The following is a 16216-nucleotide window of genomic DNA, read 5'->3' as shown; positions in this document are numbered from 1 at the left end:
AACATGGCACTACGGGACTACGTGAAGTACATTAGCGCCAAAATATGGCGTTACCGTACTTCTTCTTTACGGTGAAAGGCGGGCTAAGGGCATGAGAATGGAAAGCGTCATCGATGCCGTGAGGCAGATGGTCGAGCAGATACCGATTGCTCAGAGCTTCGGCTTCGCTGATTTCGGGGAATTGGCACAGACCAGGCACAGGGCGCTCTCACGCACGCTGGGACAGATGGTCAAAGACAAGGAGATCCGGCGGGCATACCCGGGCCGGTTCTACCGGCCAAGGGTGTCGGACCGCTTCGGCCCTATGGGGCTTTTTGGCCGCGAGCTGCTGCGCGAGGCCTTGGAAGTGGGCTATCCTGCCGGCTCCTGGGCGCACAACGAACTGGGGCTTTCTACGCAAGTCCCAATGGTCTTGACTATTGCGACGCCTATCTGGACGCATGAGAGGCGTTTTGGATACCAGAAAGTGCGCTATATACGATCTACAATTAAAGAAATCCCGAAGGTGCATGCGTCAAGGCTGGCGCTTATGATTCTTGATGCACTCAAAGAAATACGTCACGTCAGTGATTCGTCACCAAATCACGTTGTGAATCAACTTTTTTTACTCTTCAAACAGCACGTAGCGATCGAGCATCTTGGTTATCTTTTGAAGTACGGACTGCAATATCCTCCGCAGGTACGGGCTTTGCTTGGTGCGATATTTGAAATTGAGAAGCATCTGCACTTGAGCGAAATGCTTCGCAAAACATTGAATCCGAAGACTGAATATTTTGTTGGCGTTGATAAGGCTTTGCCAAATTTTAAAAAATGGAAATTGGTTGGACCTAGACGGACTTATAGAGCGTGGGAACGGCGGTGGAAGAAAAGAAGAAATGAAGCACAGAAATTTGAATCATGAACTGTGGACCCCGGCGGCTGTTGACTCCTGCATCACCAGAGGGCGTCAACAGGATTGGGATGAGATGCGACAAGCTGCGCTCGATGATCAGGATATCATGGAGCGGGTGAGCAAGATCGCAAGCTATGAGGAGAACTTGGCGAGTCCCTTTGACGATCTGGTTTACCGGGAATGGTGGAAATGGGTGCAGGATCCAGAAAGGGAGTCCTGGGGGCCAAATCTGAAACACTGCGGGGGATTATGATTCTGTTTGCTGGCGATTGCCACGGAGATTTCGTCCCTGTCATCGAGGAGGCCGGCGAGGCCTCGGCTGTGGTGCTCTTGGGCGACCAGGAGCCGCTGAACGACCTTGCCGCGGAGCTGGGGCCTGGCGTGGCCCAGAAGACGCGGTGGATTTACGGGAACCACGACAGCGATTACCTGGACTACTTTGAAAATCACAAATCCATGGCCGACCGGAACCTGCACTGCCAGATGGTCGAGATCGAGGGCGTGCGCATCGCGGGCCTGGGCGGGGTGTTCCGTGCAAAGAAGTTCGAAATCGACCAGACCTCGCGCCTGGCCGAAGTGAATCTGGACTGCCCACAGGACTACCGGGAAGCATGGGTCAAACTGCGGCGCAGCGGGCGAGCGCACCCTGCAGACTTCACTTCAATCTTTCCAAACGATCTGAAATCCTTGCTGGCGATGGCGGGCCAAGTAGATGTGCTGGTCACGCACGAGGCCCCAGAGAGCCATCCGCTCGGCTTCCAGCTTATCGGCGACATCGCCCGCGCCATGGGCGTCAGAATGCTGGTCCACGGCCACCACCATGAGCGCTACAGCGCCATCCTGGACGGCGGAGTTCGCGTGGAAGGTCTCGGGATGGCAAGGACACCCGAAGGTTTTTTCAGGCTATGCCAAGGCCTGGGAGACCAGTCATGATCCTTTTCGTTGGGGACACCCACGGAGATTTCGAACCCATGTTGGAAGCAGCGGCATCAGCCACGGCAGTCATCCTTTTGGGTGATCAGGAACCGCTTGACAATCTGGCGTCCATCCTCGGTCCGGAGATAGCGGCAAAGACATGGTGGATATTTGGCAATCATGACAGTGATGATCCCGAATACCTGACGCATCACGCAGCCATGGCCGACAGAAACCTGCACTGCCGTGTGGTAGAGATCGATGGCCTGCGCATCGCCGGCCTCGGCGGCACCTTCCGGTCCAACATCCTGGGCGTTGATCGTCAGACGACCTTGAACGACCTGCCCCAGGTCCGTCCTCAGGACACTCGTCAAAGCCTGGCTCTGATCCGCAAGGACAAAAAGCTTGCCCCGCAGGACCATACGAGCATCTTTCCGGAAGACCTGAACTTCATGGCCCGCCTTGTTAGCAAGACCCGTGTCGATGTCCTCGTGAGTCACGAAGCCCCGGAGTCCCATCGACTTGGCTATCGGATTCTGGGTGATGTAGTCCGCGCCCTCAAAGCCAGAATTCACGTTCACGGCCATCACCACGAGCGTTATGACGCCATGATTGATGGAGGCGTCCGAGTCGCCGGAGTGGGAATGTCGGGCATGATGATCGAATGGCTGCAGCCAAGGGATGGGCTCTTCTGGCTTGCCGCCTATCCCGGCGGCAATATGTTAGCGACTGGATATGACCGGAAAAGGAAGATGTTCCGAGGCGAGTTCGTCGATCTGGAAGGGTGTACAAGTTTTACGGCACCCGACCTGAACGCTTTGCAGCAAGAAGGCACTGTGATTCTTGAAACGTTCTTGAAGAGATCAAAGTGTCTATAACAGGAGAGCACCCATGGGCATCGATTATCACGAACTGGCGCGCGAAGGCCGTCTGGCCCACGACTTTGACCAATGGGACCTGAAAAATCCAGATGGTTGGAGCGTGGCCCACGAGGCGGCCAGAACCGGCCACCTGCCTCCTGACTTCACCCGCTGGGAGATCCGCGACGCGGACGGCTGGACCGTGGCCCATGAAGCGGCCATGCTCGGCTCCCTCCCCCCTGAATTCAACAGATGGGACCTGGCAGATTTCGACGGCTACACTGTGGCCCACACCGCCGCCGAACACGGACACCTCCCGCCCGACTTCCCGCACATGAACTGGGTCGATGTTGACGGACTGAGCGTGGGCAAGGTTTACTCGAAAAAGATGAAGACATTACTGGCAAACACAGAACCGGCGCAAAAGCCCAATGATTCCATACGTACGATGGTTTATGATTTTTCAAAGGTGAAGCCTCCAAAGAACCCGATTGATCCCGAGGAAGTGGCTACGATCAACCGCATACTGCGGAAGTATCCTTGCGATATCGAAGACGATCGCACACGGATTCACCCGGATCTCAAGGTGACGCCAGAGGAGCGCCTGATCCTGCGAAAATATCTGATGGCGAAGGGCTACCACGCCACCAAGGATGCGGTTGCTGAGTTGGATGCAATGAACGACGCATCGTCTCATGACTAGCATTCTCAGATAGTTCAAGGATCTTCAATAAAAAGACTCCCGAGAGAAATCGAAACGGCCCCTCATCGATATTGCTTACCAACCAGAAAAGCACCGCAAAGCTTTCGCATGATCGTCCCAACAGCCTGGGACTATGCCCAATATTCAAGACAAAAAGGTCGTGAAAACGCGTATTAGAAACACTCTGTTTTGTCTTTCGTCTGACAAATGCCAGTTTTTGACAAGTATCAAATAACATCGATCAGCTGTCTTACATCCTAAAATTCTTGACACTCTTACGCAGGTGAGGCTTACCAGAATGGCTGCATTAAAATGTGCAGAACATTGCGAGTGCTCATGAATTAGGAGGATTTGGAAGGGATGGCTCAAATTTTCGGATCAGCGGGCAAAAGCGCCTTTGCCATGGGGGACTCACGATATGATGATATGCTTTCTCGCATCGCCCTGCCCATGCTTTCGTTGCTGCTGTTGATACCAGTCGGATATTATATGTTGACCCGTGGCCATTTTTTCTGGGGTGTCGTGGTCGCTGGTATCTATGTCGTCTCCATCAAATCGCTTGAAGAAGCCGGGCTCAAGCTCAAAAAGCGCATCTTCCACGCCGACACAGGGGCCAAAGCCGAGCTTGCTGTCGCCGAAGCCCTGCATAAACTCCCTGACGATTACTTCGTATTCCATGACCTCGAATTTTCCGGCTTCAACATCGACCATGTCGTGCTCGGCCCCAACGGCATTTTCCTGGTGGAGACCAAGAGCCAAAAAGGGAACATAACCAAAAAAAACGACATCCTGCTCAGAAACGGGCGTAAATTCTTCAAGGATTTTTTGAATCAATGCTGGAGCCAGACCTACTCGCTCCGGGACCACCTGGGCGCGGAGAGACTTGAAGGGCTGTCGATCAAGCCAATCCTTTGCTTCTCGCGGGGATTTGTTGAAATTCGCGGACCTGTACGAGGCACGCAGGTGCTGAACATCCGCTACCTGCGACCGTACATTCTCTCGCAGCACGGGAGCCTTCCAGCCCAGACAAGAGATCAAATCATCCCCCTGCTGGCCGCTGCGTTGTCCGACCAGGCAGCGCAACCTAGCCCAATGGTCCCTCAGTCCCAGACCGGCGGTATTGTCTGTCCGAAATGTTTTCATGAGCGCACACAAAACGACGATCTGCACTTTAGCGCGGGCGAATGCCCGAAATGCGGCGTCATCTACGCCCACGTCCAGACGAATTCACCTCACGACAGCACGTCCGCCCAGGCAGCAACCCCCAAGGGCTTAACCACGACATTGCAAGCCCTTCTTTCCGGCCAGGATTCGCAGCACAAACAATCGGCAACCCAACAAATTCAATGGACTGTGCTGACGCTCAAATTCGCAGCTTGCGCTCTGGCCGCGCTCCTGTTGATAGGTGCCTACAAAACCATGCAGGCCACCGTGACCAGTATCTTCACGCCCCCGCAAGCCAATCAGCCCCCCAGTGGTGGCTCTTCTAGTTCACTGCCAGTAATTCAAGCCCAGCCCGACCCAACACGTCAAGGTCCATCTGCGGACTTCCCGCTGACTCACGCGGTTGCTGCCAAAGACGTGAAAAATGCTATTCCCTTTGTTTTCCAGGAAGATCGGGGTCAAAATGTCATCCTGATACTGTTCAATCCGCAATCAAAAAAGCTCATTTTGCGTGCTTGTGTGCGATCTAGAGAGAAGCTTACGAGCATGCTCCCTGAGGGAGAAATGGCGTTCCTTATCGTAAGCGGTCCTTCATGGGGAGGTTTCGATGAATTGTTTGGAGAAAATACGGATACACGTAAGGCCAGAACAGTATTGAGTTCTTCGCCTAAGCAAGGCACTGTCTCGAAGTTTCTAGCTTCGACAAATTTGCTTTTTCAACATGGGGTCCCTAGCTCCTTGTCTGAAACAAAGGCCTTGGTGAATAATGCTTTTAAGCCTTCCAGTACCTTATAGTTGCCAACCAAGTTGTTAGGCTAATTTCATGAACCTGTTGAAAACGTTCCGGTATGGTTAAGATTGATTCTCAAAAAAATCCGGGAGGCCATATCTGCTAACAAGGATGACATCACCCTATCAAAACGGGCTGCTACGCCATATACATCATTTTAATCCGAGTCCCCGCCAAGGCTCGCGTTGCAGCAATGCGTGCTCGTGCTATTGTGTCATACAGTGGCTTAAACGTAGTAATGAACGCAACTCGGTAACAATACTTAGGGGGTTGAGGATTAACAACCTTTTCTCGTCGGCATGTCTCGAATCAACATGTGGCCCTTGAGTTGCCAGTTAGACGATAAAAAAATAGGTGTGCCAATATGAATTATTTGACCACGGCACAGGCACTGGCAGCCATCACAGACGAGGGGCTTTTTGAGCGCATAGCGACAGCGGTATTGCGCGAAGCGTGTCCGTTTTGTCGCGGCCTTTCGCATCCTGGCGTAAATGCCTTAGGGAAAACGGTGAAGGCACCTTTGGATGGGATATGTTTTGTTCCAGGTGCAGATCCGCCTCATATGGTTTCTGTGCATCACACCACGACAGCTTCAAGTGGTTTAAGAAATAAATGGCTTCATGATCCCATTCTTGTCACTCCTCGCAAGGACAAGAGACCCACTGCCCCTCCAGGCGATCTCATCAAGACAGCTGAAATCATCGCGAAAGAAAGGGGGCGAACTCCAGCATTGCTGGCCACGCTCATTCTCACCACGAATGAGGAGCCAGACGAGGAATTGGTCCGTGATGTTGCTGCCGCCGCTCGTGAGCGATGTCTACTGATCGACATATGGTCTCGTTCACGCCTCAGCCATGTGCTTGATAATAACCCCGCTGGTCAGTGGATACGTGCGTCGTTGCTTGGAATTGATCAGGAGTTGCTCTCCCCGGAGCTGCTCCATGAGCTGTCATCGAAGAACCTCTCGTTGAACCAGCCCTATGAGCCTCCAGACGTTTGGGTAGACCGTGCGCTCGACGACACACTCAGGAGCAGCCTGCTCCGTGATGTGACCTTTTTGGTTGCCGAATCGGGGCTTGGGAAATCCGTTGCCTGCCACCGCCTAGTTACTGCACATGTCGAAAGAGGTGGCTTTGGGTTAATCCTGTCCCATGACACCATCGCTACCTCAATTAGCCTTGAACAGGCTGTCATGTTGGAGCTACGCCGACTCCACCCGCCCTTGTCGCCTCGCGGTCCATCGGCGCTTGAATTCTGTTCGCCGGACCACCCTATTTTGTTGATTGTCGAGGATATCAACCAATCAGGTCAAGAAGCTCCACGTTTGGCGGAGAAACTTGCCAACTGGAGTCACGATTCAGCTGGGAAGAAAACGAACCATGCTCCAACCGCATCCTGGCGCCTCATTTGTCCTGTCTGGCCCGAGTCTCTGGCTGCTGTTCGAGACCAAGCCAGAGACCGCATCAGCCAATTGTGCGTTATGGCCAAGGGCTTTACCGAAGAGGAGGGGACGAACGCCGTCTTGGCGCGCGCCCACCTCGCCAGACATCCACTTAGCAGGCTGCGCGCCCAAGAGATCGCTTCTGCCCTCGGGCATGATCCACTCCTGATCGCTCTGCATGATCCGAAAGAGAAGCCCAAATCGGATCTCGTCATCGCAGAGTACATCGAGCGCTCTCTTGTACGTACCGCCGCAGACGATCATGACCATACCCCCGCAGATTTCAGTCAGGCACTGCGCATCCTTGCCTGTGAAATGCTCCTGCGTCGCCAAATCGAACTCGATTGGCCTGAAGTCAAAGGCTGGTCGAACAACGCCGGAGAGTTCTCGGTGCTGATTGCCCGAATCGCCCGGAAAGGCGAATTGCTTCTTCTTGCTGGCACATCCAGAGAGCAGCGGCTCATCTTCCGTCATGATCGTGTTCGGGACTGGCTTCTGGCGGATGGCGTAACTGAGCTCCATCGTACAGGTCGCCTTTGTGACGACCTCGTTGCTGAGCCATACTTCGCAGAGGTGCTTGGGGGCGCATTGGCTCACAGCATCGCTTGGGAGGACATGCTGGAACGGGTTGCGCTTGCGAACCCACTGGCCTTGTTCCACGCGTTTCAATTCACTTGTCAGATGGGTAGCTCGCGGCAGCAGGCGATCCTTCAGCAGATTACAGCGTGGCTCAATTCCTCCTACCTGCATAACAACGCGAACTCCCATTTAAGGAGGGAGGCGCTCGACGTTTTGGCAAGAACGGATTCCACTGACGTGCCAACCCTCGTACGAGAATTTCCGGATCGCACATACAGCAGCCAATTGGCGCGCTTCCGGAACGGTGACCTTTCGGGTGGGATTGAACTCTGCCTTAATGTGGGACCAGGCATGGGTGCGCCGTGGCGAGATATCCAAATTGAGCACGCCAAACTGCGCTATGACAGGACGCTTGTCGAAGATGTTGCGAAGGTGCTCAGGCAGTCCGACCGGGAGAAGACCACAACAGTCGGAGCATTACGGTTGGCCGGTCATCTTGCGGACCATACCCTGGCGGATGCCATTGAGGCCAGTTGGGCAACCGATCTGGATCGCGTCAACTATCTTGCCGACTATCTTTGGGCAGCAGCAGAGTGCTGTGGGGCTGATCCTGACCGACACTTGGAGTCAGCTTGTGAAGCTTGGGCGACACTGTCTGATGAACCTGAACGGGAAGGACTTCCGTCCCCACGAGACAGTTTGGCTGCACACGAACTTCGCTGGGCCTTCCAGAAATGGCCGCCGTTGTCCGCGATTAATTACTTCATCTGTCGCGCCCAGAAGGAAGAGCTACGCGGGCCTATCACGTACATGCTCCATGGGATTGACCACCCAGCAGCGGTCTTGTTTGTGGTCCATGAACTTGCAGGAATCCAGCGACGTCTCGAAGGGAGCGACTCCTTCTCACCGTTTTGCCTACTAGCTGCTGATGACTGGCGAAGGGCACAGAAGAATGGGCATCCGATGTCCAGAGCTTCCCGTGATGCTTTGCTTGCGCTTTGGCAGCACTGTGCGAATGACAAGCATTTGCGTACGGCTTCGTTTTCTATATGGGCAGCAACGACGTACACAGATGATTTATCCTCCCTGCAAGCGGTCGTCCCTTCAGATGATCTTTTCGAGCAAGCTCTGGCGCAGCGCCTGAAACTGGGGGACCGACAGGCAATACCGAAGTTAGTTCAACAACTGGAACTCGCGACAAACAGCGAATATTGGTGGCAGTTTGGGAGATATCTCTGGGCTCCAGAACTCACTAGAGTTCTAGATCAGCATCTTGAAGACAGAGGGCGCAAAATTGGGGATTTGGGCTGGTGGGCCTCCTCTCGCTCAGATTGGATAACGTCAGAGCTTGTCGTTCGTATGCCTGTACCGGATGCAGAGGCACTCCTTGTCAGGCATTGGCATCACCTTCGCTTCACCCCTGAGTTTATCCAGGCAGCACTGTATGCCGCAACACCGTTTCTCCAAGAACTGGTGAAGGTCGCCGTCGTGAAATGCCCCGAACCCGCACGCCTATTTGAGCATCTCGGCATGCTTTGGGGCTTCAGAGTTTCTGGTCGCCCCGGCGTCACGAGACAAGAGCAATTGATGGCCCTCGCACCCTATTTCTCCCTACTGGCATCTTCGGAAATCAGAGAGCTGTGGCATGTCTGCAATGAAAAGGGGTGGGGCAATTTGCGGCGCGAAATTTTAGACAAATATATTCCCGCCATTGGCGCACCGGGCTGGTGGGATCCCGACAAGGCTGCAGCAATGCTCGACGACATGCTCAAGAAAAAGCATTGGATTTGGCTTGACCACCGCATAGATGACTTCCTCAAGGCAGGCGTGGCTTGGGGTGACATCCTCGCGTCAATGGCGGCATGGCTTGAGCAACGGCGTTCTCTTGAAGCATTGAATCTCATTGCTTTCGCTCTCGCGCACAACGGGAAGCGCGAAGACCTCGCTATATTGAAGCGCTACGAAGACCTAGGGGAGGCTGCGATGGAGATCGTCGCAGACACCACATTCGCGGTTTGCCGACGAAGCCTCCGCTAATTTTCCTTTATCGAGAGCATCCCAGCTTCAGCCACCGTGTCCGTAGAGTGCAACTGTAGCGTATTAGGCATGCGGGACATGGGTTAGTGATAGGTGTGAGGACTGGCGCTGCGGGGGATGGATTATGCGTGTTCGCTTTTGGGAAGAGCGGAATGTTTCGAGAAAGTGCGGAGTTGGAGTTTCATGGAAATAAGAGTGGGGTCAGAATAAAAGAAAATTCAAGACCCCTTGTTCTCTCGGAGGTTATTTGTACCACTCTGTCTTGATTGCAGTGAAGTCCATATCTTTCCACTCCTCTTTCCAGAGCTGCCAGTACGGAATATCGTTAGAGGATGGCGCGTCGGTGCAAGGATCGATTTGGACGATTGACGGAAGGATTATGGATTCACCCACCAGCAAAGCTTCGCCCTGCCGGAATGAGGTCATCTTGTCGATCAACGAGCCAAGCGAGTCTGGAAGCAGTTTCTTGACGTAACCTTGGTCCGCGGGATTGGTTAAACGCATTGCAATAAAGTTGCTGCATTGAGAGAAAATTGTTTCTGATATCTCGGAGGGCCGTTGGCTAGCGAGTAACAAGGTAACACCATACTTCCGTCCTTCCTTCGCAATCCGTTCAATGGAAAATTTTGATGAGCGGTATTTGGATAGTTCACTGTTCGGGACGTACTTGTGTGCTTCCTCGTAAACAAGCAGAATTGGAACGTCGTTGTTGATCTTTTCGTTAGGATCTTTGGCGCAACGTATACGTTTGTAGATATACCCGTACTCGAAAACGAGACGAGAGATGAGTGAGACCGTTATACTTAGTACCTCAAATGGCACTCCGCTAAGGTCGATGACGGTTACATTCGAGTTCTTGCGCGAAGTATACCCGAGCAGCGCCTGGAGTGTAGATTCAAACGTAATATTCTTTGACTCTTCCCCTAAGAAAAAGTCGAGCCTACTGTCGTTTATCTTGTTTTCGAGTCTATTCACAAAATTTGTCAACTTCCCGTGAAGACTGCCTTGAGTATATTTGGGCTGACCGGCCTTTTCCTTGTTGGTCGATGCGTAAACTTCTCCAGTATCGATCATTTCTACATTTTTTGCAATTGCGTAAGCAAGTACATCTTTAATGTCGAACAAGATTGGCGTGTCTAAATGAATTTTTTGCTTTTCAGATTCAGATCCGCTAAACTTTTCACGACGGCTCCTGATGACTCCTTCCTTGAAAATATTCCGCTGATTGTGATCGTTAGATTCAGTATCGATGAAAAATTCTTCTAGCTCTTCACTATTCAACATCCAGTACGGTAAGGTTAGATTCGAAATATCGATGTGGTTAGCTGAAGGGAATGCGGACTTGTACTCTGAGTGGATGTCAAAAACGATTACGTGCGAATTGTTGAGCGAGAAATTGTCGTTTTTCTCAGAGATTGCTTTTTGGATAATTGTTGCCAGAGTGTGAGATTTGCCGGAACCAGTGGAACCAACGACGGCGATGTGCTTGTTAAAAAACTTGTTTCCGTCGACGGGGACCGGAACGTTCTGGTTTGACGCCAACTTCGCAAAACGGAACCGCGCCACTTCAGGTACTGAATCATCATAAATCTTCTTGATGTCGGCAATCGTAGCTGGCTGTACTTCTTTCGGTGGAATCGCGAGTGAGTCACCGCCACGTTCGAATTTTCCGTCCCTTAATATGCCAAGCGGAAAGGCTTCAATGATGTGCTCTCGGTTCCCCTCCGCACTGACTGCGATTTGGAAATTTTCGATAATGGCGATTAGTATCGCGTTTTCATTGTCGGCGATCTTCACGTAAGAGCCGACCTTCAGAGACTCTTCCGCTATTTTGAAGTCTTCTAGATCCTCTACGACAATGCGGACTTTATCTGGGAAGACGGCTATTACTTGAGCGTTGATTTGGCTTTTTCTCTGAGTGTGTGTCATATCACTTGCCTGCGATTAGATGATGGACTTGATATCAGCTAAATGCTCTATCTGAATTTTAACATGTTGAACTGCAGGATTTTCATAGTCAAAATAACTGCGTCCTAAGTGGAACTGGTATATGCGTCTTGTCTTGCTAATAGAATTTAGAGCTAGCTCAACATTGGAAAGGCTGTTTACGACTTTGATCTTAATGCCATTTCCATGCGTTGCATTTTGTATAATTGAGCTCACGTTGAAGTCCGCTCCTAGGAAATCGTGCCCGTCTATCAGTCTGAAGCCCTCCGTACAGAGCTCTCCCTTCAGTTCGATCAGTTCGCTCTTCGCTACGCCGTGGACGTAGATGTATGGGCAGAATGGGGATGGCTCCCGTGCAGACAGCTTGGCCCACTTCCTTGAAAGATCAAAGATGAGCTCCTTGAGTTCACTCCGGGTATAAGATCCAGCGTCCACTTCTACTAGGAAGAAGCGCTCAAACGGAGAAACGTTGACCTCAGTGAAAAATTCCTTACGGAGTGAAGCAAAATGTGCTTTCTTGCCTTTTTTTTCTACAAACCATTCGTTGAATAGGATAGTGGATGTGTTTATCCTAGCTAGGAACTCTTTCTTCGTGATTTTCCGATCCGTTGGTTCAGCTTTAATCGAGAGTTCGCGGATAACGGCCAGCGAGTTGTTGTAATAGAAGTATTCGACTGAAAATGGTGTACACTTAAAAATAGATTGGATAGTTCCGAGTATTTCTCTGTATTGTTCGTCATACTCTTTCGCTCTAACATCGACGGAAAGACGTTTAAGGAACTCCCTGAGGTCGTCATCGGAAAGACCAAGTTCGGAATGATGGTAGCGTGTGATTTTGCCAGTGCCTTGCTTCTCTGAGTACGTGAGGAAGTGTTTTTTCAGAAAATCAACGTCTATTCCGCCATCCAATTTTTCTTGGCCCGAGGCGTAGTGCCCTTTAATGACATAAGAAACTGTTGGCTTAGTTCCCATCAAGCTTTCCTTGAAATGGGATGTCATGTGCTTGATCGCGTCTTTGATTACGGAATGGTTGTATTCTGTTTTCGCGTAATACTTGCACTGTGTGGCTGTCAGATCTGTTGCTGTTCGGATATCGACATCCTCAATACATTCGATTTCGATGGAATCGTCCGGCGAATTCAGATTTAAGACACTGAGAATTGACATGTCAAATTGGTAAAAATAACCACGTATGGTGTCAACTGCACTTCTATTAGTCATTTTATGCCCAGTTATTTTTTAGTTTTATATAATTCGATGCAGCACTATTACTTTATACATTAATATTTGTGTATTTCGGCATGACAATATTTTACGGGGATCGATTCTCAGGAGCTGCACTTAGTTTAAGGCAGTGAGTTTGACTTTCTTTGAGTCGATTCTTGCTTTTGAGCCTTCACCGCATCGGACAGGACGTGATTGTCCGTCACAGAACTGCCTTTCGTCTCCACCTGCACGAACTGTATTCCATCGCTGGCAATCTGGAAGTCGAACGATGGTCTGGCGTTGCGGCCTTGTTCTTCGGGGATAGTCGTCCAATCTGCTTCGGTCAGGCCGTGGATGCGGTTCATCACGGATAGGCCGATGGCTTCGCCGACATGTTCGGAAACCTCGTTGAGCTGCCGTGTGGCTCCGCGGGGTGTGCGGACGCTTCCGTTTTCATAGTCAATACACTCCCCGATGGCACCGAGCCATCGGTGGACTTTTTTAGCGACGCTGCTGTAGTTACGGTAGTCTTCCGTACCGAGTTTGATGCGATGGAACAGGTAGTAAGTCAGGAACTCGGCTTTGGGAATCTCTAGTGGTTTGGTTACCAGCTCCTCCATGACGGAAGCGGTGGGATAGGCCATCAGCTTTGCCTTCTCGGCGGCATCGTAGAAGGCGACGTCTACTTGAATCGTGTCCAAAGCTAGTGCTGGCGCGTTCATGGCTGATTACCCGTGGAAGATGCGGTCAAGGAGCGAGGGAAGAAGGGCATTGCTGCGCTGGGCTGACCGCATGGCTTCTGTACGTATTCGGCTCTGGAGGCCGAGCAGCTTCTTGAACTCAAGTTGTTCCGCAAGCGGTACGACCGGGACTCTGATTTTGTGCAGGCGGTCCACCGCTAATGTCCGATTTCTGTCAGCACTGCCAGGAGAAGCCAAGCCTACTTGCTCAAGTCCGGACACAGAGAGAAGATAAAAACAAATGAATTCCGGCAGTGCGCGTTTGGGATCTACGACGCAGGTTAGGTACCGATGAGAACCGTAACGCCCGTGGTCAGCTTCACCAGCTACGGCAATAGCACCTTCCCATGCCTTGATGTTGCTGATTACGATATCGCCGGTGTGGACTTGGAATAGCTTTTGCCAAGTCAGTGACCCGCCGCGTAGCGTTGGTTTGTGGAATATGCCTTTCCCAAAGGACCTTGCGCCGAGTTCCTCGTATTCTCCATCGATTGCAATCTCTGTTGGTCGTCGATACAGCGGCGCGACTTCCCCCATCTCTACCCAATCCGCGTTGGCTTTGAGCTTATGGAAGGCCGCGTTGAGAACGGCGTTGAGTTCTTTCTCTTGTTCCTCCCGGAGCTTTTGGGCTCGGGTGAGGCGGGATTCGATGGCGTCCAAGTGGGTGACGATTCGTTGCTGTTCCCCCGGCGGCGGCAGGGGGATTCGCATTTTAGCAAACTTGGATTCTTTGAGTCGAACTCGGTTTGTCGTGCCTTCACTTGCTGAACGACAAAGATCCACGAAGAACTTTGACCGACACACCCAATACATCCAGCGCGGTTGAATATGCTTCTCGACCACACCGAAAAGAGGAAAGTCGTTAGTCACTACCGCGCCATCCAAGTCATGTGTTATGAAGCCGTAGGCACCATTTCGAGCATCAATCTTCGAAACGATAAAATCGCCAGTCCGCGCAACGTTGCGCTTTTGTGACGCGATCTCTGAACCGGAGACTTTTCTGCGTAAACGTGTGCCTTTGCCCCAGAGACTGACTGTGACCTCCTGATACTCTCGCTCTGGCACGATTGAGCAAACCTCATTGCGTGGACTCAACAGTTCTCCAAGTGCAACTTCACTCCATCCCCTCTTCATGCCAGCGCCTCCACCTCGGTTTGGATTTCTTCCATAAGGCGGAGGAGTTCGCGCTCCTTTTCGATGATGCTTGCAATGAGTTCATCCGGCGAGCGGTGTTCGAGGGCGTCGGGGCTGGTGGGGTTTTTGTGGTCGAGATTGAAGAGCGGCCAGTAGATGGCGTCCCCGGCGGCCTGCTCAGTGGCCTGAATCTTCCGTTCCTTGGCGGCGGCGGTTTCGAGTTCTTCAAGTTGGGTTTGGAGCTTGACTTTTTGTGCCACGTCCTTGCCGTTGCCGCGCAGTTCGTCCTTCGTTTCCTTGGCCTGCCGTTCCAGCTTGTGAGCACGGGTATTGGCGTCTCTGGCGGCCTCCCAATGCGGGGTTGCTGCGGCGATGGCTTTGTCGAGTAGGGTCTTGAAATCAATCTTCCAGGCCTGCTCGTTTTCTTCACGCTGCTGGGCGGTGAACCACGCCTTACAGGCAGCCATATCCTCCACCTGCATGGGCATGGTTTTGGTGTATTTTTTCCTCCCTTCGGGCAGTGGCACCTGATAGTACCAGATGGTCTCCGTGGGGCCGGAACGATCAAAGAATAGGAGATTCGCTGGAATGTCTGTGTAGGGCGCAAAGGTGCCCTCGGGCAGGCGGACGATGGTATGGAGGTTGTATTCCTTGAGCAACTCTTCTTTGATGCGGGCGCAGATGCCATCGCCAAAGAGTGTGCCATTGGGCACGACCACGGCAGCGCGGCCCGGTTTGCCCCGGGATGGGCGCTTGAGCTTGCGCATGATGAGCTGAAGAAAGAGAAGTGCCGTCTCGGCGGTCTGCTTGTCAGCGGGGAAATTGTTGAGGATGCCCTTTTCCTCCTCGCCGCCAAAGGGCGGATTGGTGAGGATGACATCCACGCGATCGTTATCGCCAATCTCCGTGACCTTCACGGCCAAGGTGTTGCCGTATTTGATGTTTGGGTATTCCAGCCCGTGCAACAGGAGGTTCATCTGCACCAGCATGTACGGCAGCGACTTAGCCTCCTGCCCGAGAAGCGTTTCCTGCTGGAGCTTGGTGCGGTCGGCGACGGATTTGCACGACGTGGCAAGATGTTCGTATGTCTCCACCAGAAAACCACCTGTGCCGCAGGCCGGGTCAAGCACGGTCTCGCCAAGTTGCGGATCAGTGACGTCGACCATGAATTTCACCACCGGGCGCGGAGTGTAGAATTCGCCACTATCTCCAGCGGCGTCACGCATCTCGCGCAGCATGTTTTCGTAAAGCCGACTGAGGGTGTGCATCTCCTCACTGGCAGTGAAGTGGATACCAGAAACTTTGTTGATGACATCGCGCAGGAGATAGCCGGACTCCATGCGGTTGGTAACGCCTCGGAACACGTTGGCGATGACATCTTGCCGGGCCTTGCCGGACTCGGACTGAAGACCGCGCAGATAGGCGAAGAGACCAGCGCCCTTGGTGCCGTCTGGTCGCATGGTTTCATCCTGCGAGATGAACTTGAGTAGCTCATCGCCGGTGATGCCGTCGGCATTCACTGCCCAATCGCGCCAACGATACGGCGGCTCGATGACGGGCTGATATTCTTTTCGGCTGAGTTTTGCCTCCTCCTCGGCGGTGATTTCCATGTCGTCGAGGAACTTGAGAAAGAGAATCCAGGTAAAAAGCGGAAGGCGATCGAGATCGCCATTGAGCCCTTTGTCCTTCCGCATGATCTGGCGGGCGGACTTGATAAGCGAACCGAGCCGCTGAGCGGTGGTCATTGGTTGGGCGGCTTTCTTTTGGCGCGGGGCTTTTTTCGTCGAAGATGTCTTTGGCATGAATGG

At 52.4% G+C, this 16216-nt stretch carries 12 protein-coding genes; 7 read left to right on the top strand and 5 right to left on the bottom strand.

Going from position 1 to position 16216, the window contains the following annotated elements; all coding sequences use genetic code 11:
* Window positions 1–97 precede the first annotated feature (97 nt).
* The 7 genes from ACZ5AC_RS03010 to ACZ5AC_RS02980 all read left to right on the top strand — a co-directional run bounded on the left by ACZ5AC_RS03010 (window position 98) and on the right by ACZ5AC_RS02980 (window position 9381).
* On the top strand, window positions 98–901 hold the full coding sequence (locus tag ACZ5AC_RS03010; protein ID WP_464249483.1) for a DUF6088 family protein: 804 nt from the start codon (window positions 98–100) through the stop codon (window positions 899–901).
* On the top strand, window positions 876–1145 hold the full coding sequence (locus ACZ5AC_RS03005; RefSeq protein ID WP_464249482.1) for a hypothetical protein: 270 nt from the start codon (window positions 876–878) through the stop codon (window positions 1143–1145). Before ACZ5AC_RS03010 ends, ACZ5AC_RS03005 begins: the two co-directional genes overlap by 26 nt.
* Window positions 1142–1825, top strand: a complete 684-nt coding sequence (locus ACZ5AC_RS03000; RefSeq protein WP_464249481.1) for a metallophosphoesterase family protein — start codon at window positions 1142–1144, stop codon at window positions 1823–1825. The genes ACZ5AC_RS03005 and ACZ5AC_RS03000 overlap by 4 nt, the downstream gene beginning before the upstream one ends.
* Window positions 1822–2685: a metallophosphoesterase family protein gene (locus ACZ5AC_RS02995; RefSeq protein ID WP_464249480.1), complete on the top strand. Its 864-nt coding sequence runs from the start codon at window positions 1822–1824 to the stop codon at window positions 2683–2685. Before ACZ5AC_RS03000 ends, ACZ5AC_RS02995 begins: the two co-directional genes overlap by 4 nt.
* A gap of 13 nt (window positions 2686–2698) precedes the next feature.
* On the top strand, window positions 2699–3370 hold the full coding sequence (locus ACZ5AC_RS02990; RefSeq protein ID WP_464249479.1) for a hypothetical protein: 672 nt from the start codon (window positions 2699–2701) through the stop codon (window positions 3368–3370).
* A gap of 360 nt (window positions 3371–3730) precedes the next feature.
* On the top strand, window positions 3731–5329 hold the full coding sequence (locus ACZ5AC_RS02985) for a nuclease-related domain-containing protein (RefSeq protein ID WP_464249478.1): 1599 nt from the start codon (window positions 3731–3733) through the stop codon (window positions 5327–5329).
* A gap of 359 nt (window positions 5330–5688) precedes the next feature.
* Entirely contained in the window at window positions 5689–9381 is a 3693-nt protein-coding gene (locus ACZ5AC_RS02980) for a hypothetical protein (RefSeq protein WP_464249477.1), read from the top strand.
* A 243-nt stretch (window positions 9382–9624) separates the two neighbouring features.
* Here the strand turns inward: ACZ5AC_RS02980 and ACZ5AC_RS02975 are convergent, their stop codons facing one another.
* From ACZ5AC_RS02975 to ACZ5AC_RS02955, 5 genes are all read right to left on the bottom strand, one after another.
* Window positions 9625–11310, bottom strand: coding sequence for an ATP-binding protein (locus tag ACZ5AC_RS02975; RefSeq protein ID WP_464249476.1), 1686 nt, complete (start codon window positions 11308–11310; stop codon window positions 9625–9627).
* A 15-nt stretch (window positions 11311–11325) separates the two neighbouring features.
* Window positions 11326–12549 (bottom strand): DUF4297 family anti-phage-associated protein, encoded by a 1224-nt coding sequence (locus tag ACZ5AC_RS02970; RefSeq protein WP_464249475.1) that lies wholly within the window; start codon window positions 12547–12549, stop codon window positions 11326–11328.
* A gap of 125 nt (window positions 12550–12674) precedes the next feature.
* Entirely contained in the window at window positions 12675–13256 is a 582-nt protein-coding gene (locus ACZ5AC_RS02965; protein WP_464249474.1) for a hypothetical protein, read from the bottom strand.
* Window positions 13257–13262: 6 nt separating this feature from the next.
* On the bottom strand, window positions 13263–14408 hold the full coding sequence (locus ACZ5AC_RS02960) for a restriction endonuclease subunit S (RefSeq protein WP_464249473.1): 1146 nt from the start codon (window positions 14406–14408) through the stop codon (window positions 13263–13265).
* Window positions 14405–16210 carry a class I SAM-dependent DNA methyltransferase gene (locus ACZ5AC_RS02955; RefSeq protein WP_464249472.1) on the bottom strand — a complete coding sequence of 602 codons (1806 nt, stop codon included), beginning with the start codon at window positions 16208–16210 and terminating at the stop codon, window positions 14405–14407. Before ACZ5AC_RS02955 ends, ACZ5AC_RS02960 begins: the two co-directional genes overlap by 4 nt.
* Between the last annotated feature and the right edge of the window lie 6 nt (window positions 16211–16216).

The organism is Desulfomicrobium aestuarii, from assembly GCF_055385525.1.
This window is presented reverse-complemented; position numbering and strand designations above follow the sequence as displayed.